29 protein-coding genes and 1 tRNA gene are annotated in these 19,910 nt (G+C 53.4%); 9 read left to right on the top strand and 21 right to left on the bottom strand.

What is annotated here, in order from left to right; genetic code table 11:
* Positions 1-21: 21 nt before the first annotated feature.
* Genes AC6EI9_RS03135 through AC6EI9_RS03125 form a run of 3 tightly spaced genes read right to left on the bottom strand, consistent with a single transcriptional unit; the run spans position 22 to position 1,311 of the window.
* Positions 22-282 carry a hypothetical protein gene (locus AC6EI9_RS03135; RefSeq protein WP_498469061.1) on the bottom strand — a complete coding sequence of 87 codons (261 nt, stop codon included), beginning with the start codon at positions 280-282 and terminating at the stop codon, positions 22-24.
* On the bottom strand, positions 252-587 hold the full coding sequence (locus tag AC6EI9_RS03130; RefSeq protein WP_498469060.1) for a DUF6464 family protein: 336 nt from the start codon (positions 585-587) through the stop codon (positions 252-254). The genes AC6EI9_RS03135 and AC6EI9_RS03130 overlap by 31 nt, the downstream gene beginning before the upstream one ends.
* Before the next feature lie 4 nt (positions 588-591).
* Entirely contained in the window at positions 592-1,311 is a 720-nt protein-coding gene (locus AC6EI9_RS03125) for a TerC family protein (RefSeq protein WP_498469059.1), read from the bottom strand.
* A 37-nt stretch (positions 1,312-1,348) separates the two neighbouring features.
* Between AC6EI9_RS03125 and AC6EI9_RS03120 the strand changes: the two genes are divergently transcribed.
* Positions 1,349-2,149: a hypothetical protein gene (locus tag AC6EI9_RS03120; RefSeq protein ID WP_498469058.1), complete on the top strand. Its 801-nt coding sequence runs from the start codon at positions 1,349-1,351 to the stop codon at positions 2,147-2,149.
* Between the two features lie 76 nt (positions 2,150-2,225).
* Here the strand turns inward: AC6EI9_RS03120 and AC6EI9_RS03115 are convergent, their stop codons facing one another.
* Both AC6EI9_RS03115 and AC6EI9_RS03110 read right to left on the bottom strand, forming a co-directional pair.
* The gene (locus AC6EI9_RS03115) at positions 2,226-2,546 is read right to left on the bottom strand and encodes an MgPME-cyclase complex family protein (protein ID WP_498469057.1); all 321 of its coding nucleotides are present in this window, start codon (positions 2,544-2,546) and stop codon (positions 2,226-2,228) included.
* On the bottom strand, positions 2,546-3,292 hold the full coding sequence (locus AC6EI9_RS03110; RefSeq protein WP_498469056.1) for a pyridoxine 5'-phosphate synthase: 747 nt from the start codon (positions 3,290-3,292) through the stop codon (positions 2,546-2,548). The genes AC6EI9_RS03115 and AC6EI9_RS03110 overlap by 1 nt, the downstream gene beginning before the upstream one ends.
* A 134-nt stretch (positions 3,293-3,426) precedes the next feature.
* Between AC6EI9_RS03110 and AC6EI9_RS03105 the strand changes: the two genes are divergently transcribed.
* The 4 genes from AC6EI9_RS03105 to grxD are packed head-to-tail and all read left to right on the top strand — an operon-like array spanning position 3,427 to position 5,326.
* Positions 3,427-4,122, top strand: coding sequence for a lysophospholipid acyltransferase family protein (locus AC6EI9_RS03105; RefSeq protein WP_498469055.1), 696 nt, complete (start codon positions 3,427-3,429; stop codon positions 4,120-4,122).
* Positions 4,123-4,147: 25 nt separating this feature from the next.
* Complete coding sequence (locus AC6EI9_RS03100) at positions 4,148-4,681, top strand: hypothetical protein (RefSeq protein WP_498469054.1); 534 nt, start codon at positions 4,148-4,150, stop codon at positions 4,679-4,681.
* Between the two features lie 57 nt (positions 4,682-4,738).
* Complete coding sequence (locus AC6EI9_RS03095; RefSeq protein ID WP_498469053.1) at positions 4,739-4,972, top strand: BolA family protein; 234 nt, start codon at positions 4,739-4,741, stop codon at positions 4,970-4,972.
* 30 nt (positions 4,973-5,002) lie between these two features.
* Positions 5,003-5,326, top strand: coding sequence for a Grx4 family monothiol glutaredoxin (gene grxD, locus AC6EI9_RS03090; protein ID WP_067097233.1), 324 nt, complete (start codon positions 5,003-5,005; stop codon positions 5,324-5,326).
* Here the strand turns inward: grxD and AC6EI9_RS03085 are convergent.
* Complete coding sequence (locus AC6EI9_RS03085) at positions 5,315-6,193, bottom strand: alpha/beta fold hydrolase (RefSeq protein ID WP_498469052.1); 879 nt, start codon at positions 6,191-6,193, stop codon at positions 5,315-5,317. The two genes, grxD and AC6EI9_RS03085, sit on opposite strands and share 12 nt — an antisense overlap.
* Positions 6,194-6,205: 12 nt before the next feature.
* On the bottom strand, positions 6,206-6,475 hold the full coding sequence (locus AC6EI9_RS03080) for a DUF6761 family protein (RefSeq protein ID WP_498469051.1): 270 nt from the start codon (positions 6,473-6,475) through the stop codon (positions 6,206-6,208).
* Positions 6,476-6,552: 77 nt separating this feature from the next.
* Between AC6EI9_RS03080 and AC6EI9_RS03075 the strand changes: the two genes are divergently transcribed.
* Positions 6,553-7,317: a response regulator transcription factor gene (locus tag AC6EI9_RS03075; RefSeq protein WP_498469050.1), complete on the top strand. Its 765-nt coding sequence runs from the start codon at positions 6,553-6,555 to the stop codon at positions 7,315-7,317.
* Here the strand turns inward: AC6EI9_RS03075 and AC6EI9_RS03070 are convergent.
* Genes AC6EI9_RS03070 through AC6EI9_RS03040 form a run of 7 tightly spaced genes read right to left on the bottom strand, consistent with a single transcriptional unit; the run spans position 7,292 to position 12,862 of the window.
* Positions 7,292-7,852, bottom strand: coding sequence for a ubiquitin family protein (locus AC6EI9_RS03070; protein WP_498469049.1), 561 nt, complete (start codon positions 7,850-7,852; stop codon positions 7,292-7,294). The genes AC6EI9_RS03075 and AC6EI9_RS03070 overlap by 26 nt on opposite strands.
* A gap of 3 nt (positions 7,853-7,855) precedes the next feature.
* Positions 7,856-8,140 (bottom strand): hypothetical protein, encoded by a 285-nt coding sequence (locus AC6EI9_RS03065; RefSeq protein ID WP_498469047.1) that lies wholly within the window; start codon positions 8,138-8,140, stop codon positions 7,856-7,858.
* 57 nt (positions 8,141-8,197) lie between these two features.
* Positions 8,198-9,748, bottom strand: a complete 1,551-nt coding sequence (gene crtH / locus AC6EI9_RS03060) for a carotenoid isomerase (protein WP_498469046.1) — start codon at positions 9,746-9,748, stop codon at positions 8,198-8,200.
* 28 nt (positions 9,749-9,776) lie between these two features.
* Complete coding sequence (locus AC6EI9_RS03055) at positions 9,777-10,730, bottom strand: cation efflux transmembrane domain-containing protein (RefSeq protein ID WP_498469044.1); 954 nt, start codon at positions 10,728-10,730, stop codon at positions 9,777-9,779.
* A complete protein-coding gene (gene trmFO / locus AC6EI9_RS03050; RefSeq protein WP_498469042.1) occupies positions 10,711-12,087 on the bottom strand; it encodes an FADH(2)-oxidizing methylenetetrahydrofolate--tRNA-(uracil(54)-C(5))-methyltransferase TrmFO in 1,377 nt (458 codons plus the stop codon). The genes AC6EI9_RS03055 and trmFO overlap by 20 nt, the downstream gene beginning before the upstream one ends.
* 58 nt (positions 12,088-12,145) lie before the next feature.
* The gene (locus AC6EI9_RS03045) at positions 12,146-12,268 is read right to left on the bottom strand and encodes a photosystem II protein Y (protein ID WP_067097253.1); all 123 of its coding nucleotides are present in this window, start codon (positions 12,266-12,268) and stop codon (positions 12,146-12,148) included.
* Positions 12,269-12,328: 60 nt separating this feature from the next.
* The gene (locus AC6EI9_RS03040; RefSeq protein WP_498469041.1) at positions 12,329-12,862 is read right to left on the bottom strand and encodes a gamma carbonic anhydrase family protein; all 534 of its coding nucleotides are present in this window, start codon (positions 12,860-12,862) and stop codon (positions 12,329-12,331) included.
* 197 nt (positions 12,863-13,059) lie between these two features.
* Here AC6EI9_RS03040 and AC6EI9_RS03035 point away from each other — a divergent pair.
* Together AC6EI9_RS03035 and AC6EI9_RS03030 are read left to right on the top strand one after the other, a co-directional pair.
* Positions 13,060-13,131, top strand: a tRNA-Lys gene (locus tag AC6EI9_RS03035).
* A gap of 56 nt (positions 13,132-13,187) precedes the next feature.
* Entirely contained in the window at positions 13,188-13,580 is a 393-nt protein-coding gene (locus AC6EI9_RS03030) for a response regulator (RefSeq protein ID WP_498469039.1), read from the top strand.
* Between the two features lie 314 nt (positions 13,581-13,894).
* On the opposite strand, the gene AC6EI9_RS03025 is transcribed toward AC6EI9_RS03030, so the two are convergent.
* Positions 13,895-14,047, bottom strand: a complete 153-nt coding sequence (locus AC6EI9_RS03025) for a hypothetical protein (protein WP_498469037.1) — start codon at positions 14,045-14,047, stop codon at positions 13,895-13,897.
* Positions 14,048-14,578: 531 nt separating this feature from the next.
* Here AC6EI9_RS03025 and AC6EI9_RS03020 point away from each other — a divergent pair.
* Positions 14,579-14,971: a nuclear transport factor 2 family protein gene (locus AC6EI9_RS03020; protein ID WP_498469036.1), complete on the top strand. Its 393-nt coding sequence runs from the start codon at positions 14,579-14,581 to the stop codon at positions 14,969-14,971.
* Between the two features lie 183 nt (positions 14,972-15,154).
* On the opposite strand, the gene AC6EI9_RS03015 is transcribed toward AC6EI9_RS03020, so the two are convergent.
* The 6 genes from AC6EI9_RS03015 to AC6EI9_RS02990 form a co-directional block, all read right to left on the bottom strand.
* Complete coding sequence (locus AC6EI9_RS03015; RefSeq protein ID WP_498469034.1) at positions 15,155-15,634, bottom strand: hypothetical protein; 480 nt, start codon at positions 15,632-15,634, stop codon at positions 15,155-15,157.
* Positions 15,631-15,936 carry a hypothetical protein gene (locus AC6EI9_RS03010; protein ID WP_498469033.1) on the bottom strand — a complete coding sequence of 102 codons (306 nt, stop codon included), beginning with the start codon at positions 15,934-15,936 and terminating at the stop codon, positions 15,631-15,633. Before AC6EI9_RS03010 ends, AC6EI9_RS03015 begins: the two co-directional genes overlap by 4 nt.
* Positions 15,937-16,153: 217 nt before the next feature.
* Entirely contained in the window at positions 16,154-16,951 is a 798-nt protein-coding gene (locus AC6EI9_RS03005) for a hypothetical protein (RefSeq protein ID WP_498469032.1), read from the bottom strand.
* A 663-nt stretch (positions 16,952-17,614) separates the two neighbouring features.
* The gene (locus tag AC6EI9_RS03000) at positions 17,615-17,893 is read right to left on the bottom strand and encodes a Nif11-like leader peptide family natural product precursor (protein WP_498469031.1); all 279 of its coding nucleotides are present in this window, start codon (positions 17,891-17,893) and stop codon (positions 17,615-17,617) included.
* A gap of 65 nt (positions 17,894-17,958) precedes the next feature.
* The gene (locus AC6EI9_RS02995; protein WP_498469029.1) at positions 17,959-18,198 is read right to left on the bottom strand and encodes a Nif11-like leader peptide family natural product precursor; all 240 of its coding nucleotides are present in this window, start codon (positions 18,196-18,198) and stop codon (positions 17,959-17,961) included.
* An 855-nt stretch (positions 18,199-19,053) separates the two neighbouring features.
* Entirely contained in the window at positions 19,054-19,635 is a 582-nt protein-coding gene (locus tag AC6EI9_RS02990; protein ID WP_498469028.1) for a hypothetical protein, read from the bottom strand.
* Between the last annotated feature and the right edge of the window lie 275 nt (positions 19,636-19,910).

The raw sequence follows: 19,910 nt of genomic DNA, 5'->3' as shown, positions 1-19,910 counted from the left end.
CTTGGCTTCAACAGAACGAACTCAGTTGATCTTCCAGACAGCATCCTCTGGAATCTCAGGTGCAGTGTGTGGATCAGGTGGCTCCTGCTGGGTCACCCGCCAGGCTGGAACCCGTGTGTCTCGATAGCTTCCATGTTGAATCAGAACCCCTTCCTGTTCATCCGTGGTGGCATAAAACCCGCCTTCCCAGTGGGACTTCTGATTCAGACCACCACGAAACCAGACCCAACAACGCTCACGTTTCATCGATGTCACGCCGACCAGTGACTGCAACGTTCGCATGGACCTTCAGGGATCACAGCGCAGCGCATCAGTGGACTTCGAGCATTGAAACGACAGGCAGGGTCACCAATGACCCAGCCATGCTGAAACCAGCGTGCATCGTTGGGCCTCTTCTGAGGTTTCACCATCAGAACGACTGAACTCAACTGATAGCGACCGGAATGCAGTCGATAACGGTGGCGGCGCTGCATCACAAGGAAACTGCCGTCATCGTGGAGGAACCACCGCCCCGGGGAGGGTGGCTCATCGAGTTCAACACGGTCGAGCAGTTGCTCACTGCCGGTTTGTCGGATTTCCACGAGCATGCGCTCAGGACTCCTCAGCCGCAGGGGATTCACGCAAGGAAAAGCCCCAGACCATCAAGCCAACGACTGCGGCAAGCGTCACCAGTTCGGATGGATGCAGGGTCGGCAGGGCCATCATCGCCAGCAACTTGAGACCAACAAATCCGACCGCAAGGAAACCTGCTGTTTCCAACCGTGGATAGATCTGAAGCCAGCGAATGAACAGTCCTGAGGTGAAACGCAAAGCGACCACTCCAATCAAGGCACCCGTCAACACAAGTAGCAACTGATCACTGATGGCAACCGCGGCAGCGACACTGTCGATGGAAAAGGCGAGGTCGGTGACCGCCAGGGTCAACACCGTTCGACTGAATCGGATTGGCTTGGAAGGTGTTTCAACCGATCCTTCACCGGCATGTTCGGTCGAAGAATTCCAGTGACTGAAGCAGATCCAGAGCAGGTAACCGCCTGCAATCAACTGAATCGGCGGAAAAGCCAGAACATATTGCGCCATCAGGATCAGCCCGACGCGCAACCCGAACGCCATCACAATGCCGAGATTCAACGCGCGTCGTTCAAGTCGGGGATCACGCTGTTCACGGGCGATTGCTGCCAGCGCAATCGCATTGTCGGCCGAGAGAAGCAACTCGAGAGTGACAAGTACCGGCAACAACGGCAGCAGTTCACCCAGCTGATCAACGCCGTCCAACCAGGCAGTGAGTGACGACAGTGCAGCTGTATCCATTTCTACAGCTTAGAAATGGAAGACATTGATCAGTGGAATGCGAACCCACGCCCAGCTCTGCCATGTGAGTTCCGACCGATGCGTTGTGCTTGTTGAGGCTTATGAGGGAACCACACCGCTTGGGAGTGCTCTCGGTGAAGGTCGCAGCGTCTCAGAAGCTGAGGATCAGGCTCTTGATCGACTTCGAATCAGGCTGGTCTACTCCGAACCAGCCAATGCGGAGGAGACAACAGCAACGCTCTCACAGGCCAGCGTTGAAAGCCTGGTTCAGCCTGGCGGATCAAAACAGCAGCAACCGATCAAGCGCGTCGCTCCGCCTGAAATCAGGGAATCCGCGGAAGCCAAGCAGGTCATGACATCCCAGCGGGAGCAGCCAACTCCTGTTGCCGAAGCTGCCGAAAGCGTGGAAAGGGGGCCTGATCCCCAACCACCCAGCGAATCACCGGTCGACCCGGAGGACTGGAGTGAGGAGCTCACTGCCATCGACCTCGAACTTCAGAGGATCGGGTGGGACCGCGACGGTGAAAAGATCTATCTCGAACGAGCCTTCGGGCATGCAAGTCGTCATCGGCTCACGCGCTTCAGTGATCTCGTGGCCTATCTCAAACGTCTTCGTGATCTGGCTGCAGGAAGTGATCCACGGCATGCGGAGATTCCTTTACGTCGATCCGATTTAGTCGCACAGGGGGACGAAATTCTTATTCGGCTGCAGTGGAATCAGCAGCAGGCGAAGGACTTTCTGAATCAACACCTTCAGGCCAGTTCACGCCAGCAACTCACCGATGAACAACTTCTGAGTTTCAACATGATGCTCGAGGAACAACTACTCAATTCTTGAACTGACAGTCCTCAGGAATGATCATTCAAGACACATGGAGTCATCACCCAGCAAAACGATCAGGACAGCAGAGTGTTCAAGAAGCTGTTGCTATTGCATCAGGAATCTCTGAGCTGGGAGCTTCAAAACGCCCGTCAAGAACAAACTCAAGCCGTAATTTCATGAATGTAATGAAATTGGAATCTGTGGAGACCACAGCCGCAGCAGGCTGAGGGAGCTGATCAAGGATCGACTTCATCTCCGCTGCATTGAGAAAAGCAGGTTGGCGAACAAGCCAGAAATCAATCTCTTTTCCATGTTCTTGATAGTGACGTCGTCTTTCCTTGAGTACTTCCTCCAATGGCTCCTCCTCGGTGAGGAATCGATCGCTTGCTGCAACGAAGTAATAGGTGGTCATCAACTTTGGCTGGCGAACAATGGCTCACGGCGAGGATTCTGAACCAAGGAGCGCATCTCGCTGACAGCGGATTTCAAACCGACTGCAAGCGCTCTGGCCACGATCGTGTGGCCAATGTTCAGCTCCTCCATTCCCTCGATGGCTGCGACTGGTTCCACGTTCTGATAGGTGAGTCCGTGGCCGGCGTTGACGCGCAGGCCGAGGGAGCGGGAGAACGCAGTGGCTTCCGTCAGACGGGCCAACTCATGGGGCTGTTCAGTCCAAGCGGCCTCCGCATAGGTGCCCGTATGTAACTCAACCCAGCGTGCCCCTGCATCACGACTGGCTCTCAACTGCGATGGGTCCGGATCCACAAAAAGGCTGACGGGAATGCCTTGTTCATGGAGACGCTGCACCATGATTTTCAGCTGCGCAAGCTGACCTGCGACATCCAACCCTCCCTCGGTGGTGACCTCTTCACGACGCTCAGGCACCAGCGTGACCATGTCTGGCCTGACACGCAAAGCGATTTCAACCATCTCGTCTGTGGCGGCCATTTCCAGGTTCAAACGGCTGCGCACGGTCTGCCTGAGCAGATCAACATCACGGTCCTGGATATGACGACGGTCTTCGCGCAGATGCACGGTGATGCCGTCAGCACCACCAAGTTCAGCTAACAGTGCCATCGGCACAGGATCAGGCTCCACTGTGCGCCTCGCCTGCCGGACATTGGCAATGTGGTCGATATTCACCCCGAGGCTGGCCACGTTGTGTCGTCGGAAAGGCGTAAATCCTATTCAGCGCATGATCCGATTCGGCCGAAGGAGCAACTGCCCAGCAGAGTCTTGGGTGTGCGGTCTTCCCCGGTAATTTCTTCGGAGTGGATTTTTAGTTCAAGGCGGTGTCCAGCAGCCTGACGACGCGTTCATCTGCCCTTGATACGGGGATCGATCCCTTCTGGGCCCCGCTTGCCATGGTTGTGACCCAGGACATGGCTCTTCACTACCTTCGTGGCAGAACCGTTCTGGGTGCTGAGCATCTCCCGAAGAATGGTCCGGTTCTCCTGGCTCCAACACACCGAGCCCGATGGGATGCCCTGATGATTCCTATGGCTGCAGGACGACGGATCACAGGCCGTGATTGCCGTTTCATGGTCACGAGAACAGAAATGTCCGGATTGCAGGGATGGTTCCTGCACCGTCTGGGTTGTTTTGCGGTCGATCAAGACAAGCCTTCACTGACAACCCTGAGGTATGCCCTGGACCTTCTGGAGAGCGGTCAGCAACTGGTGGTGTTTCCTGAGGGGCGGATTAAAAGGAATGATGAACCGATTGTGTTGGAGCAAGGCCCCGTGAGGCTTGCGCAACTGGCGCAACGCAGGGGGATCGATGTGCAGGTCGTTCCTGTCGGTCTTGCCTACAACCCTGCTGTTCCAGGCCCGCGCAGTCGCTCAGCAATCTGCTTCGAACAACCCTTGGTTGTTGCTGGCAAGGGAAAGGACGAGGCCCTTCGCTTCAATCACGAGCTGGCCAATCGGATGCATACGGCTGAACAAGCGGCCCGAGAGGCCATCGGACGACCGCTGAATTGCCTTTAAAGTCCGCGCACTCAAGATTGGTTCCATGGGCACCCGCCTTCTTTGCTCAGCGATTGCCCTGACTGCCGGTTTGTGCATGACCCCTGCATTGGCACAGTCGGGACCGGATGCTTCTGGCTCAGCCACCAAGGTGCTTGCTTCCAGTGGCACGGGGTTCAACGTCTCGTCCGTCGAGGCCTTGATTCAGCGCGGGGATGCAGCAGTGGCATCCGGCAATCTGGTCCAGGCGAAGCAGGATTACGACAACGCTCGGACCGCTTCCAAGCAGCTGTTGGCGTTCTACCGGGATCTTTCCGGTTCTTTCCGAGGGCTCGATGCCCGTATCCCCCGGGAAATGGACACCAAAGGACGTGCGGCTCTGGCTCTACTCGCCCAGTCCAACCTTCGTCTTGCTGCGCTTTTCCGCCGTCAGGGCCAGCCGGAAGTTGCTGTGCCAGTGCTGGTTGAAGTCGTGCGACTGATGACTCCTGCCAAACCAGAAGGTCAGAAGGCCTACCAGAGTCTTCTGGAACTCGGTTTCGTGGACACCCCCTACCGCGGTGCTGCCGCTGGTGAGTGATCGGATTCACACGCGACATTCATCTGCCAGCATCAATTGAGTTCAAGCTCTGTTCCAATGGTTCAGCCTGACGCCGTCACCTCTGCAATTCGTCGCGCGATCCCCGATGCTCAGGTGAGCATCGAGGACCTGACCGGTGGTGGTGATCATCTTCAGGTGAGTGTGGTGTCGACTGCCTTCGACGGTCTCAATCGCATCCGTCAACACCAGCTTGTTTATCGCGCCTTGAGGGAGGAGCTGGCTTCAGAGGCCATTCACGCCCTAGCCCTGAACACCTCCACACCCAACTGACTCGCCTCTTTTTCTGATCGCCTGATACCCATGGACAGCCAGACCCAGTCCCGCATCGAGAGCCTGATCCAGTCGAGCCCGATCTTTGTGTTCATGAAGGGCACCAAGCTGATGCCCCAGTGCGGCTTCTCGAACAATGTCGTGCAGATCCTCAATGCACTTGGCGTGAGCTTTGAGACGTTTGACGTGCTCTCTGATCCTGAGGTCCGCCAGGGAATCAAGGAATACTCCGATTGGCCCACCATTCCTCAGGTGTATGTCAAAGGCGAATTCATGGGTGGGTCCGACATCCTCATCGAGATGTACAACGACAACACACTGAAGGAAAAGCTGGAGATCGCTTTAGCCAGCTGATTCATCCAACTGAGCCAAGAAATCATTCACTACTGCAATGAATGCCCGATTGCGATCGAGGTAGGTCTTGTGACCTGCATTCATCAGCACTTCCAATCGGGCGCGATCTCCAATGATTGATGCTGCATCCTGCAAGGTCTGCGGTGTGGCCGTGTCGTGTTCACCGCAGATCAGCAGCGTTGGCTTCGAGACGTTCTGAATGCTTGGGAACAAATCGAGGTCACTCAGCATGCCCTGGTGCCGGAACTCACTCGGTCCCCACATCTGTTGATAAAGCTTGTGGTTGCCTCGCTGACGCTCACAACGCACTGCATCTTGATCTGATCCTTGATCGGAACGACAGAAGTGTCGGCGTTCGAATTCCATCTCCAAATTCACCGATTCGCCTAACTCCCGTTGAATGGTTTTGATCAGTTGATTGCAATCAGCCATCCACCGTTGTGTTGACAGCAAAGGAGACGAGAGCAACAGGGCCGCCACTCGATCAGGATGATTCAGGCAGAACTGCGCCATGATTGCTCCTCCCCATGAATGTCCAAAGACATGGGCACGGGCAATGCCCAAGTGATCAAGAATGCAAAGGGGTTCCGTCGCAAAGCGCCTCAGTGTCATCTGCTTCGGCAGCAGATCGGCAGGCGATGCAAACGATCCGAGCTGGTCGTAGAAGATCGTTGGTCGTTGATCCGCCAGAGGATGCAGTGCGTCATAGAGACCAACGCTGGAACCACCTGGACCACCGTGCGTGATCAGCAGAGGAATCCGATCGGCAGCTTCCGCACAGTGAGGTCGGTAACAGCGGAGCTCAATGCAGCCTCCTTCAACTGAGACAGTCCTTACAGCCTCCAGCGAATGACGATTGATGCCCATGACCCCGACGGTTCAATACTGATTCGGATGCCTGTAGAGAGCACTCACATCCCCATCAGGACCGATGAAACTGGAGGGGTCCAGGATCCAGCGTTCAATCAGTGTCTCGAGCTTGGCCAATTCCCTTGGATCGAGATCACCGGTTCTGCGCAGGGCATGCAGATAGCCATCGGCATAGAGGCGCAACTCAGACGGTCCGTGATAGCGCGTTGTCAGTTCCTGGCAGGCATCACAAAGCGCCTGGAAGTGGCGAATGGCCTCCGGGTGCTGAAGAGATGTCATCTTTGGTGAGGACGGCAGCCTCTGTTACCAGCATGCCTAAGGATTGGCATTAGCGTAAGACGGCTTTCGGATGCCTTGTGACCTCCTCCTCCCGCGATCTCCTCGCCCATGGAACCGGTCAGGCTCCTGTGCAGCAACTGACTGTTCCCGCGATTCCTTCTCGGGAACCCGCACGGATTCTTGTTGTAGAACCTCATCCAACATTGCGGACCGTTCTTGTTCAGCGTCTGCGCCAGGACGGCCATCTCACTGCTGCGGTGTCGTCGTCGCAGGAAGCCATGGAGGTGTGCCAGGAGCAGTCTCCTGATCTGTTGGTGAGTGCTGAACTGCTGGAGCAAAGTTCTGCCCTGAGACTTGGCCAGCAACTGCGCTGTCCGGTGATTGTGTTGACAGCCCGCAGCGGCGCTGAACCCGTGGTGGGATTGCTCGATGACGGCGCGGACGACGTGCTGCGCAAACCCTTTGGCCTTGAAGAAATGGCCGCGCGCTGTCGCACTCTGCTTAAACGGGGTCGCAGCGGTCTCCAGGAGCGCGTTGCCGTTGGTCCTCTTGAGGTTCATCTGCTGTTGCGTCAGGTGACCCTGCGAGAGCAACCGGTTGAACTCAGTCCGCGTGAATTCGCCCTGCTGTGCGCTCTGCTGATGCCACCAGGAATGGTTCGCAGCCGACAAGAGCTTCTGAGAATGGCCTGGCCACCGTTCAGCGGTGGACCACGCTCTGTGGATACCCAGGTCCTGACACTCCGCCGCAAACTTGAACAGGCAGGTCTTGGAGAGGGTGGCGGGATCACCACCGTTCGTCAGCAGGGATATCGCTTCAGCCTGGATAACCTGCCGGAATAGCGATCCATCCCGATCTCACGGCAACAGCCACCGCCATTTCGATGGTCAGCATGCCAACTGCCAGACCGAACAACAGCTGGTAGGTCCAGGGAGGAGTCAATCGTTGAATCGCGTCTGTCCTGAGACCTGTTCTCTCCTCAAGGATTGAAAGAAACCGATCGAACTGCTCGAGGCGTTGCGGAAGCAACCGCTGCCCGTGGTGGATGGTGGTGAGGTAATAAACCCTTCCTCCCTGGCTTGTACCAACAGGTACGAGTCGCTTGATCTCCTCCCATTGCAGCTGCCAGCCACGACGAATCAACCAGCTGCACCAAGTGGGATGCCCCACACTGATTCCTTGGTCATCCAGGTTCACCTGCTCGCTGAGCATGGCAAGCACCAGTGCCAGTCCGATCGGAGCAGCCAGCCAGAGGGTCAGCTTTAAGCCTGGAGGTGCCATCAACGGCAATGGCAGCACCAGTGCCAGATAGACACAGATGAGAGTTGCCCTGATCAGAGGCGAAAGTCGAAACCGCTCCTGAAGCGCGACAGGCATCGCTCAGCGATCCTCTGGTGAACCCGGCAGTGGCTCGATGACATCGTTAGGTCTGTAATCGCCGTTGAAGACTTCCTGCTCTCGGCCCTTCCAGAATTCACCCAGACGCATTAAGTCGGCATGGGCCTCCTGAATTGATTTCAGATAGGTCTCGGGAGACATCTGGTCGCGAGCCTCCTTCAACTTTGAAAGCCGCAACATCTGAAGCATCCAGGGCTTCCCCAGTTCTCCGCGTTGTTCGAGGTAGCGCGCAAGTTCTGCAGAACTGGGTTGAGGTGCCGGTGCCATGGAAATGAAATGTTCAAAACGACCCTAAACAGCTCATGAGCTCTGACGTGGTCAGATTCAGGCTGGGAGAGCCCAGGGGTTCAAACCGAGATCCGCCCCGATGCGATGGCTGCAGGCATAGCCGCTGAAGGCAACCGCATTGAGTCCCTGGCCAGGGAAACAGGAGTCTCCAACGCAATAAAGACCGTTCAACCCAGTTCGATTGAACGGCATCGGCAGCAGACCTGGCAGTCGACCTGCCGGGATCGGCCCGTAGGAACCACCCATCCGCCCGAGGAAGCGACGATGCGTTCGAGGAGTCCCCACCTCCTGAAGTTCGATGGCCTGCGAAAGACCCGGAAGGATGGACTCCAGGCGCTCAATCAGCCGCGACGCATCGCGCTGCTTTTGAGCTTTGTAGTCCTTCGGCTTGAGATCGTCCCAGTGCTGGATATCGCTCATGGTGAAGGTATGAACGATGTGCCGACCCTCAGGGGCCAGGGATGGATCCAGCAAGGTTGGAATCGACACAAAGATCACTCCCTGCTCGGCTTCCAAGTCGTTCCAGTCCTCCAAGAGCAGGTGATGACAGTGGAATCCGTCAGGCACAACATCAGCCTTCACCCCAAGGTGAACCGATAAAAACGAACTGGATGGTTGATAGCGACGTCGCCAAGTGGATTCAGCGGAAGGGGTGTGGTCTTTCGCGACCAGAGTGCTGTCGGGTGAACCGTCTCCAGCGAATGTGTCCCAGCGGGTGGCATTGCTGACGATGCGCCTGCCTCTGAGCTCTTCGCCATCAGAAAGCTCAACGCCAACGGCACGACCTTGTTCGATCAACACCCGCTTGACACGGGCCCGGTAGCGGATCGTGCCGCCATGGGCTTCAAGCCCATCCACCAGCTTCTCGGCGATCGTTCCGACACCGCCCTTGGGGTAATTGATGCCACCGGCATGGCGGTCGGAGAAGACCATGCCGGCATTGATCATCGGTGTCCGATCAGCTGGCATCACCGACCAGCAGAAACACTCCATATCGATCAGACGCAGCAAGTCCTGATCGTGGATGTGTTTGCGAGCCACATCTCCCACATTGAAGGGAAGCCAGCGTGCTAGTCCCAGACAGGCAAGCGGGGCTCTGAAAAAAACTTTGGCCAGGTACGCCGGATCCTCAAGTGAGAGGAGCGGCATGGCATCCAGGCAACGAAAGACCTGCCAGCAAGTGTCGTAAAAAGCCCTGATTCCCCGTGCTTCATGGGGGAATCTGGCGCTCATACGAGCGATGAAGCCCTCGTAATCTCGATCCACTGCCATGGTCAGACCATCGGGCAGGTGATACTCAAGCTGCACTGGATCAGGCACCGTTTCACAGCGCTGCCCCACATCGGCAAGAGCCCTTGTCAGGAGGTTGGTGTGCCCATGCTCTCCGAAGCCGAAGATCATCGAAGCACCCACGTCAAAGGTGTACCCCTTGCGTTGGAAGCTGCCACCAGAACCGCCAGGAATCCGATACTGCTCAAGCACAAGCGTTCTGGCCCCTTTGGCAGCCAGCTGAGATGCGGTCACCAGCCCTCCGATGCCGGAACCGATCACAATCACATCCCAGTCCGGGTTCGAGCTCACGGCCACACCTGAGAAACTGCTGCAGCCTCAAACCCTAGGAAACACCGGCCGCAGCGAAGGGTGGCGTTGCAGTCAGGATCACCTCCGTTCGCACAGGACAGGCCAACAAGGACTGGCATCGCTCCTGAATGCGATCGCGGATCAGATCAATGGCGCCGCCATCCATCGGTTGACTTGGATTCAGATAGACGACCACAAAAGCCGTGCGGCCGACCTGATAAACCGTGAGATCAAGAAGCCAGCAGGACAGTCCTGCCAGGAGATCTTCCAGAGCCAACCGGGTGCTGTGGATGAGATCGGTCTCAGCTGAGGCCCCTGCCGCTTGCCCTAAAGCGGTGAGGAAACCTTGCAACGGTTCACGCAGCACCAAAAGACTGACCACCAGCACCAGCAAGGAGTCGGTGACGGGAATCAGGCCTGATAACAAGGTGCCCTTGAGCAACGGTGCCCCGAGCAGAGCCAAGCCGGTCAGACCACTGATCAGACCATCCAGTCGCGCAGCCTTGGCTTCGGTGAGCAGGATCTGCGAGTGCCGCCCTGTCCGGCACCAGTCGTGATGGTGACGCCAGGCAAGCCCCCAACAACTCGCCACCATGGCAATGGAATACCAAGCGACGGGTCCGAGCCGAACAGAGCTGACGGGAACCCCATAGGCGTAATCAATCACGGTGCTGAGAGCTGAGATGGCGGCAAAAGACAGCACTCCCATCAGCAACAGAGAACGGAAGAGCACGTACAGCGCTTCTTGCCCGTCGTAGCCGTAGGGATAGGCACGATCTGGCGGGCGAACCACGTTGCGACTGATCCTGGCGGCCACAAGACCCGAACCCACCATCACCGCTGAATACAGGCCATCCAAAAGCAGGGCGTAGGAACCTGAAATCACATGAACAGCAACCCCAGCCACCGCCATCAGTGCGCTGGCATAAACGCCGATCTTCAGGGAACGGCGCTCAATCAGCCGATCATCAGGCCGGACAGGCGACATCAACAGACTCCTGCTTCTCTGTTGCTAGCAGCAAATCGTTCAGGGCTCTGTCCCTGTAGGCGCCATAACGGCGGCGCTTGTCTCTGATCTTTTCAGGCAGAACGGGCAGCAAGCCAAAGTTGGGGGGCATCGGCTGAAATTTGCCGGATGGTGCCTCACTGATGAAATGGGTCAGTGCGCCAATCATGCAAGTGGGGGGCAGGTCGAACGTGGGGCGCCCTAAGGCCAGACGGGCTGCATTGGTCCCCGCAAGCCAACCACCAGCCACTGCAGCGGCATACCCCTCAGTCCCTGTGATCTGCCCCGCAGCGAGCAGACGTTCACGGCTACGGAATTGAAGCGTGGGCTGAAGCAGCTCAGGGGCCTCGAGAAAGGTGTTGCGGTGCATCACGCCAAAACGCACGAATTCAGCCTGTTCAAGACCCGGAATCATGCGAAGTACCCGTTTCTGTTCTCCCCACTTGAGATTCGTCTGAAAGCCCACCAGATTCCAAAGGCGACCGTCTCTGTCCTCCTGACGCAGCTGGGCCACAGCGTGGGCGCGTTTGGCACGTCGCACGTCGCGATCGTTGACATCTCCCCAGCGTGGATCCCAGAGGCCAATCGGCTTCAGAGGTCCGTAACGCATGGTGTCTTCACCACGGCGTGCAAGTTCTTCGATCGGCAGGCAGCCTTCAAAGAAAGTGGCGCTGTCTTTTTCAAAGTCCTTGAGTTCAGCTTGCTCAGCCTCGAGAAGAGCAGCCCGAAAGTCCAGATACTGCGGCTGATCCATCGGGCAATTGATGTAATCCGCGTCTCCCTTGTCGTAACGGCTGGCTCGAAAAGCCTTTTCCATATCGATGCTGTCACCGTCGACAATCGGACTGGCAGCGTCAAAGAAATGACAGTCATCACGGCCGGTGAAGTCACGAAGGTCATTGGCCAGTGATTCGCTGGTCAACGGTCCTGTCGCCAGAACAGTGATCTGGCCTGAATCTGGGAGTGCCATCTGTTCACGACGTTCGATCGTGACCAGCGGATGTTGCTCGAGAATCCGCGTTAGGGCAGCGCTGTAGCGACCACGATCGACAGCAAGTGCTCCGCCTGCCGGTACCGCATGATCATCAGCTGTTCGAATCACCAGCGAACCGAGGCGGCGAAGCTCCTCCTGCAGAAGGCCGGCTGCTCGGTCACTGCTCAGGGCCCCGAAACTGTTGCTGCAGACAAGCTCTGCGAATTCGCTGCTGTGGTGGGCGGGAGATTGTTTCAGAGGTCGCATTTCGACCAAACGAACCGCCACTCCTGCTTGTGCAATTTGCCAAGCAGCTTCTGTACCGGCCAGTCCAGCACCGATGACCGTTACGGAGCTGACGCTCAAGGGATTTCAATCAACAGATTTCAACCCTATCGATCGGATCAGAGCCCGTCGGAAAGACTCAAGCTTCTCCGCGCTTGAGCATCATCTGCAACTGACCGATGGCAGCTCGGCTGATGTTGTAACCAGCCCAGCCCAGGGCAATCAGGATCGGAGCTGCCACGACGACGACGCGAAGGTCCATGGTTTTTAGGGATGGTGGCGAGATCCTAATGAATACGGCTGCATCGAAGTCTTAAAAAGGTCAGTCCGTTTGGTTTTGCAGCATTTCAGCCCAGCTTGCAGCCAGTTGTGCGTAGTTCAGCGCGTGGTGCTTCTGCTCCAGCACTGCCGCATCGCTCTGTTCCCGCTTCACCTGAGCCGGAACGCCTGCCACCAGGCTGCGTGATGGAACATCACGGGTCACAACCGCGCCTGCAGCAACCAGAGCTCCTGCGCCAACGGTGACGCCGTTGAGAACAATGGCTCCGATTCCAATCAGACAACCGTCTTCGAGAGTGGCTCCATGCACCACGGCCCGATGGCCGATGGTGACATCAGACCCAATCAACACGGGCGAACCGGGATCTCCGTGCAGAACGGCACCGTCCTGCACGTTGCTACGAGGGCCAATCACGATGGACGACAGATCTCCCCTCGCCACGGCAGTTGGCCAAAGACTGGCACCTGCAGCAATCTCAACATCACCCATCACCACAGCACTCTCAGCCACCCAGGCCTGAGGATCAATCCTTGGGGAACCGATCTTCAACGGCTCTGGAGCGGAGGAACCAGCCATCAGTTCTCAGTCCTGAACTCGAAGTGCTGATTCAAGCGGGTGAGATCAGCCACTGGCCAGATCTGGCACTGATGGTCATGCCGATTGAGGCACACGTTGATTCCAGGGAGCTCATGGACGATGGTTCGCCAGGGTGATATTTTTCTTGAGTGCTTGAGAGCACAGCCTGTTCCGGATCGCTTGCTCCGGCTCAAGGAGGGTCGCTAGCTCAGCGGTAGAGCACTCGGCTTTTAACCGATTGGTCCTGAGTTCGAATCTCAGGCGACCCATTTCACCGACAGCTTCAGAACCCGGTCATGATTGGTGAAGCTGGCCAGGATTGAGCATGGATGGCAAACCGCGCGTTGCTTTCGTGGATGACGATCCACGTCTGCGCAGCCTGATTGCCGAAGAGTTATCGGATGAAGGCGTTCAGCCTCTCGCTTGCAGCACCGGTCAGGAACTGCTCGATTGTTTGGATGTTGAGAACGTTGACCTGATTCTTATTGATCTCATGATGCCTGTCATGGACGGTCTCACCTGCCTTCGGCATCTCAATCAGCGATCAGAAAGGATTCCGATCCTTGTTGTTACTTCGTTCAATGACGAGACCAAACGACAGGAAGCAATCGACAATGGAGCGACTGATTACATCATCAAGCCAGATCTGTTTGAACGCCTGCCTGAGCTGCTCGATCGATACCTCAACAAGCCACTGAACAGCAATCAGATGGATTAAATCAATCGATTCATCATTCAATCTCTGAACCTAACGATCGTCAAGCAATGCTATGATGTGCTACATGAGGTTCATAAAGGCAGGCATCAGCTCATAAAAATTATTCAAGAAACTGAAAGCCATGGCCTTGGGGAGTAAGGAGAACAGCCAGTCAAAAGACGCTAAAATTCACATTTAAAACGTATATTTAAAGACAAATAAAGTCAGCACAATCCCCACCCCTAGGACGACAGCTCACGCGGAAGCCAGTGACACTATGGCTGGAGAGCAACAAAACACCCCGTGCGTCACGGGGCTTGTGATTATCAGGATCACTAGTGGCCGTCGCGCTGAGTCCGATAGGCCAATTCCTTCTGTTCCATTAATTCCTGAAGTGCATTCTCGGCCAGCTGTGTTCTTGCGTGGGTAACGGCACCAACACCCACAGTGATGGAGAGGGCGATAATCAAGAGAGACTTGAAAGACATGGTTTGTAGGAGTGAATATTTGGAGGTGTTGCCTCCTCGACTCCTTCAAGTTCGCAGACCTTCTGGTGCCCCCCACTACACAGCTCTGGTGCAGCACCCAAGAGGGTCTGGTGAGCTTCTGGTAAATGGCTCAGAACACTGTACATAAGTGGGCTCTGCCCACCTAGAAGAAGATGATATCAAGTTCCAGGAGAGAAAAACTTCGCCCTGAGCGCGGCGTAATTGGTGTGAGATTGTTTTGTGGAAAGATCGACAACGCTGCATACTCCCATGCGTTTGACTTTCGGTTCCTGTATTACTCTCAGCCACGCTTATATAGCTTCAGTTGTGCTAAAAAAGAATCAGCCCTACCGACTCTCCTTTGCAGTCTCTCCAATTATTTGAGGTATTGCATTCCACCAACATGACTGCTGAATCTAGTAATAGCGGCATGGATTGACATCGCCCAAGCTAGTGACATTCAAAACAAGTGGAACGCCAAAGCTGTTCTTAATATCCTATACAATTAATCTTAATTCTGTTCTTGATACCGTGCAGGTCACTCGTCAATACGTTGACAATGCAATTCATTTGCTTGAAATTGGTGCCATCGACCAGTTTCTAGCTGATTTTATAGCGGAGAACGTCCAATGGGTTATCACAGGCTCAAGTGTCCTTGCTGGTGTTTATACATCCAGGACTCACTTCATCAATTCAGCAATCTCAAGACTAAAAGCATCCTTAGATGGTTCTATTCAGTGGAGAGTCAATCATGTCATCATTGATGGCTCATTCGTTGTACTGGAGATGACTTCCATGGCTGTTGCTAAAAACGGAGAGCCTTACAACAACCAGTACGCTTGGATATTAGAATTTGATGGCAAAATGTTTTGCAATGTGAGGGTGTATTTTGATGATGTGCTGGTAGATAAAATTATTAAATAGCTCACCTTCAAACGACACCAACCAAGTCACTGTCATGACAGTGATACGAGCGAAAGCTGAAAGTTGCATTTGCATAGTCTCTGCAGAGAGGATCATTCCTCATGGAACTCTTGAACATCTCCAGGATCAACTCGACCCATACGCTGGTGAAAGTAGACCAACTCACTACAAAAATTTAATCAATTAAAGACTTATTGCTTTATATTCAAGGGCAATTGAGCGAAGTGAAACCAACATTCTATCCAGCGAATATGCAATCATCATGATCGCAATGATCCCAAAAATACTTTCTAAAATACAAATGCTTTGATACCAAGGCAGAAAAGCTTGGATCCCGCGAAGTCTATCGAGCAACTGATCAAATCCAAGGTCAACCAATTCCAAAAAAGCAGCCGTCATGCTGAAGAGAGCCAGCATAAAATAACGCCCGGACCTTTCTTGGCTTTTCATGATAACTTTATGGCGACTAATAGCGATCTGAAGACTGCATATAAGAAAAAATATTGAAAACAGAGCAAGATGCAAGATATCCCTAAACAAATACGCTTCGCGCAACTCAATCGCTATCATTGATATAGCAGCTGCTATGATAAAAAATCTAAGGACAACCAACAAAACAAAAAGAGCTTTTTTGCTGTAAAAGTTTGGAATACCAGGGTTCATGACAAGAAAAATTGCTGTTGATGCTTCACTCGCTTCGTTCCGTCATAGCAAGAGTATGTTTCCGCGCAAATAGGATTGATTGAATCACACACGCGATCGGTGCTGTTGAAATCCGTCAGTCCTTTTCTGCGCAGCTGGAAGCTGATCAGCGATAACGAACTCACGCTCATGGTTCCGTACTGCTGAGCGCCATCTTGAGGCCAAAAAGAGCTAATACCACGGATGCTCAACTTGACAAGCATGATGAGAAGTGACACAAGGTCAGGAACCATTTCCCGTGTTGCATGGTCCCAGGTGACCATGTGAGAGTCCTATTTCTGTGACCCTTTTCAATGGCTGACACAGCCTGGTGATCAAAGACGAGTAGTTCTGCGGATGTGTTTACCGACCCGTTCTGGTTAGAAATCAATCAAGGTCATAGGCCACCGGGAGTAGATTCACACGGCCTTTAGAGCCCCAGACGGGGCCCTTCTTAATGGCCACTCGTCTCCCATGTGAAGCAGGTGTATCTGTGCTGATTTACGACTGACGTTCTACCCTCACCTGTTTGCCAAGATCAAGCATTGTCTTGACCTCTTTGAAGCAGTAATCAAGGAAATCCTTGAGGTCAACTTTGTTGGCTGTGTCATACCAGGTAACCCCGATGTTATGCATCATCGCAGGAACCCAATCAGGGGTGAACCCATGGATCGCTTGAGCTGTAGCTAAGCAATAGGAGGCTTCTAGATAGTCTTGTTTGAAGGTATCAGACAGACGATTATCTTGGCCGTACACATAGTCTCTCACAAGAATTCTCAGAACAATTGCTAAGGTGTCATGCGGATAATGACGATTCTCTCGATAACCAGATGCAACCTTAAGTTGTTCCATAGTGCATCCAATATTTAAGTTCTCTTGAACCTCAATGAAGATATCCGTTGTATAGCACCAGCGAATTGCATCGTTATAGATTTCAATCTTTTCTGCCTGTGTCTTATCTTGGCCTGTGGCACCCTCTATAAAGTACCCAAAGCTATAAGAAAGTGGGGCTAGAATATCAATAGTAAGTAAGGCCCGATTGGCTATGACTGGCAATAGCCCGATGGCTAGATTAAAGGAAGTCTGTTTAACTACAGCAAGATCTTGGTCCTGTTGGGCTTGATGTTCAGGTGCTATTTGCATCCCTTCCTCAATATTCTTGCCCCAATAAAGCCATCTGGGGATGAGTAAGCCAAGGCTGAGGAGGGCCTGGTATATCTCCTCCGGTGTACGCAATCTCTCTAGCTCCGAAGGCTCTATGCCTAGGTCCGCTGCCTCTTTGCGTAACTCGTCGTTCAAGTGGATGGATGTATTTTCCCTATTCTGACCATCTGAAGCTGACTCAGCATCACCACAAACCCATGCCAATCGTCTCTAACGAGAGGTGGCCCTGCTTACTAGACCATCGCCCTTCAGCCTGTGACCAACCTCACAACGCTCCATAAGGCATTCATAAAGTCAAATGTTGAATCCGCAGATGGTGTGTATGACCACACCTGACACAAGAGCGAAACCATCTGCAGCAGTGGGTTTTGGCCAGATCCACCTCAAGCTCTACTCGGTGGGTATGCCGGGGCGTGCCGCACGCTTGGCAGCGCGCCTGCTTTGGGAGCACTCTCTGACACAAGTCCTAACCCAGTCACAGCCTGAATCTCACCCTTCTCTGCTACCTAGCGGGCGACAGCGGGCGGAGAATCAGTCAATATCAGTCAGCCTTGACGAATTAGTGCCAGGACGTCGGGGTTGATTGCTGCTGCTGAACGAGTATTGGCCGGAGTTGTTAGTTGATTGCAGACTTGATTGCTAATTAAGCCCTGACTATCTCTGCTCAACTGCGCTCAATCGTGCCAGGTGTCGGATCCAATTTAAGTGAATAGTCCTGCCATTAAAAAAATTAATCCTCTGCCATTGCAAACAGTTTTAATGCGTATGCTGTTCAAGCATTACCTACCACCGTGGCAATTAGCCTTGGCAATTGCTATGCAGCGGTAACATCGAAAGGCGAACCCGGCATGGCCCCCAACCAGCTCTCCAGGAGTCCGCGCCACCAGCGACGCCCTCCAGCTCTTCTTCAGAAATCTCTGATTGAGCGTTCTTCAAGTCATCAGCAGAAACACTAAAACCTGCTTCTTTCGCAATAGAGACCACAGCATCAGAATCAGCCGCTGCTTTTAATCTTTCCTGAAGGTTAGTGTCGCCTTTCACCTTCTCTAGGAACGCTTTAAGTTGCTGTTCAGACATGGGTTGCAGGGGCTTTGATGAGTAGGCTCAGAATCCATCAAAAATTGAAGGATGATTCCACACAGTCAGCAGTGAATTGCCTGATGATGCCATACTCGAGTTCTGAAACCACCAGCCACCCCCTCCAATTCTTCGTCTGAAAGTTCGTATTGATCCTTAGTCAAGTCATCAGCAGAAATACTAAACCCTGCTTCTTTTGCAATCGAAACTACTACATCAGGATTAGCAGCTGCTTTGAGCTTCTCTTGAAGGTTGGTATCTCCTTTGACCTTTTCTAGAAAGGCTTTGAGTTGCTCTTCTGACATGGGTAGCAGGTCTGTTCAGCAGTCATAGCAACGGTTGGCAGGAAACACCGTATTCACTTGCTGGACATAAAAAGCCCCGCACGTGGCGGGGCTAATGGTTCACCAGCAAGTCAACTCAGACTCCTCTCATTGCCCCAAGTCTGTTTCGCCATTCCCTTTGTTGTGGTGTTAACAATGCATCAGGCAACTCAAATAGTCTATCGATTCCAGACTTTCCTCCAGCAACAGCCTCTAGCTCTTGATCAAGTAGTTCAGTTTTGTTGTAGTCAGTGTTGAAAGTAGTCATTGTTTTGAAGTGAGTGAGTGATGTGTGGGGTGTTGCCCCCTCGACTCCTTTAAGATCACAGCCCTTCTGGTGAATCCCACTCCACAGCTCTGGTGTAGACCCCATGAGGTTCTGGTGATCTTCTGGTGAATAGGTGAAACCTCTGTCACCACCAGGACTGACAGCGTTTCCAGCCGCCTGGCTTCTGCATCGTTTCCCATGCCTCAATCGCGTTGTGGCGCAGCATCCTTCTGACCACAGGCTGACCGCTGCCCCGTAATGGCCAGCATCACTGCGGTCATACCAGTGACGCAGCAGCTGGACATTCCAGTGCTGATGGTCCTTTCAGCAGGACTGATAAAAAGTCTGGGCATGAGCTGAGGGCAACTGGCACACCCCTCAGTCCAATTCGCATCTGCACGCCTTTGGTCCGTCGGCATTTGCTGCAGCATCAGGGTCAACAGAATCCCACTGAAGATCGAAGGCGTGAATGCCGGGGGCTCAGCATCAGATCTCGCTGCCTTGCTGAAAGCACTGGCTGCTTAAGCCACAGCATTAAAAAACCCCGCATTTGGCAGGTACTTGTCTGGTTACTTCATGCTCTCCCGCGAAATTTGCTTTTCAATGGCCTTATCAGGATCTAACTTTTTAATAGGAGATTGAATGAATTCGTTCAATAATGGAATGAAGCGATCCATTGAAATCAATCCAAATACTACAGCTGCTGAATTGCAGACCCAGCCAAGTAGAAAAAGAAAAGGAATTAAAGGAGTTTTTGGTAACACGTCCAGCTGGCTGAAGAAGGCATCAAGCGCTGCATCTATTGCAGCGAAAAGAGTCCCTATGAACATCAGTCCGCCAATTTGAGAAGCTTTGAATGCTGACTTACGTTTTGCCGTCTGAATCAGCGCACGACTGACTCCCATCTGAAAGCTTGCCATCATAAAAAGAAAAAGAAATACTGTAAAACTTGTAAGCTGTCTCAATTCAAAAATTTCACGTGACTCGATAACTAAATAAGCTATGCCAATTAATGGCAAAAGTATGCGAAGTGCTGTAAGAGAAGCATTAAGGGCTACGCGATTCAAAAAAACAAAGCGGCTATTTGCCAAGTTATAGTCAAACTTTTTATTCTTGCCTTGAAAAAGCAATTTCTGACATGCCTCGATCAAGGTGGAGAGTCTTCGTAGTATTCGAACAACTGCAAAAGCTCGTTGACCAGAAAAAATATCCCTCTAAGTATTAACGCTTAGCAGTTCAGAGAATAAGATCCCCGCATTTGGCTGGGTGTGATTGGTGTGAGGTGTTTTGTCGGGAGATCGATAGCGACTACTCAACGCCCCCGACCACAGGGGCTTTTTATTTCTTCAACCAACACCATAAACCCAAAATCACCCTTCAATACCTGGCACGATTGAGGGCTTTAATTGTTAGCCAAAGACACTTC

Source organism: Synechococcus sp. MIT2312, from assembly GCF_059772315.1.
The sequence above is the reverse complement of the archived record's forward strand: the minus strand, read 5'-3'. Positions and strand labels throughout refer to the sequence as shown.

What these genes read in the sequence shown, in the direction of transcription:
- AC6EI9_RS03135 (WP_498469061.1), bottom strand. Translation starts at nt 282, where the DNA reads ATGCGAACGTTGCAGTCACTGGTCGGCGTGACATCGATGAAACGTGAG.
- AC6EI9_RS03130 (WP_498469060.1), bottom strand. Translation starts at nt 587, where the DNA reads ATGCTCGTGGAAATCCGACAAACCGGCAGTGAGCAACTGCTCGACCGT.
- AC6EI9_RS03125 (WP_498469059.1), bottom strand. Translation starts at nt 1,311, where the DNA reads ATGGATACAGCTGCACTGTCGTCACTCACTGCCTGGTTGGACGGCGTT.
- AC6EI9_RS03120 (WP_498469058.1), top strand. Translation starts at nt 1,349, where the DNA reads ATGCGAACCCACGCCCAGCTCTGCCATGTGAGTTCCGACCGATGCGTT.
- AC6EI9_RS03115 (WP_498469057.1), bottom strand. Translation starts at nt 2,546, where the DNA reads ATGACCACCTATTACTTCGTTGCAGCAAGCGATCGATTCCTCACCGAG.
- AC6EI9_RS03100 (WP_498469054.1), top strand. Translation starts at nt 4,148, where the DNA reads ATGGGCACCCGCCTTCTTTGCTCAGCGATTGCCCTGACTGCCGGTTTG.
- AC6EI9_RS03095 (WP_498469053.1), top strand. Translation starts at nt 4,739, where the DNA reads ATGGTTCAGCCTGACGCCGTCACCTCTGCAATTCGTCGCGCGATCCCC.
- grxD (WP_067097233.1), top strand. Translation starts at nt 5,003, where the DNA reads ATGGACAGCCAGACCCAGTCCCGCATCGAGAGCCTGATCCAGTCGAGC.
- AC6EI9_RS03085 (WP_498469052.1), bottom strand. Translation starts at nt 6,193, where the DNA reads ATGGGCATCAATCGTCATTCGCTGGAGGCTGTAAGGACTGTCTCAGTT.
- AC6EI9_RS03080 (WP_498469051.1), bottom strand. Translation starts at nt 6,475, where the DNA reads ATGACATCTCTTCAGCACCCGGAGGCCATTCGCCACTTCCAGGCGCTT.
- AC6EI9_RS03070 (WP_498469049.1), bottom strand. Translation starts at nt 7,852, where the DNA reads ATGCCTGTCGCGCTTCAGGAGCGGTTTCGACTTTCGCCTCTGATCAGG.
- AC6EI9_RS03065 (WP_498469047.1), bottom strand. Translation starts at nt 8,140, where the DNA reads ATGGCACCGGCACCTCAACCCAGTTCTGCAGAACTTGCGCGCTACCTC.
- AC6EI9_RS03055 (WP_498469044.1), bottom strand. Translation starts at nt 10,730, where the DNA reads ATGTCGCCTGTCCGGCCTGATGATCGGCTGATTGAGCGCCGTTCCCTG.
- AC6EI9_RS03045 (WP_067097253.1), bottom strand. Translation starts at nt 12,268, where the DNA reads ATGGACCTTCGCGTCGTCGTCGTGGCAGCTCCGATCCTGATTGCCCTG.
- AC6EI9_RS03040 (WP_498469041.1), bottom strand. Translation starts at nt 12,862, where the DNA reads ATGGCTGGTTCCTCCGCTCCAGAGCCGTTGAAGATCGGTTCCCCAAGG.
- AC6EI9_RS03030 (WP_498469039.1), top strand. Translation starts at nt 13,188, where the DNA reads ATGGATGGCAAACCGCGCGTTGCTTTCGTGGATGACGATCCACGTCTG.
- AC6EI9_RS03025 (WP_498469037.1), bottom strand. Translation starts at nt 14,047, where the DNA reads ATGTCTTTCAAGTCTCTCTTGATTATCGCCCTCTCCATCACTGTGGGT.
- AC6EI9_RS03015 (WP_498469034.1), bottom strand. Translation starts at nt 15,634, where the DNA reads ATGAACCCTGGTATTCCAAACTTTTACAGCAAAAAAGCTCTTTTTGTT.
- AC6EI9_RS03010 (WP_498469033.1), bottom strand. Translation starts at nt 15,936, where the DNA reads ATGGTCACCTGGGACCATGCAACACGGGAAATGGTTCCTGACCTTGTG.
- AC6EI9_RS03000 (WP_498469031.1), bottom strand. Translation starts at nt 17,893, where the DNA reads ATGTCTGAACAGCAACTTAAAGCGTTCCTAGAGAAGGTGAAAGGCGAC.
- AC6EI9_RS02995 (WP_498469029.1), bottom strand. Translation starts at nt 18,198, where the DNA reads ATGTCAGAAGAGCAACTCAAAGCCTTTCTAGAAAAGGTCAAAGGAGAT.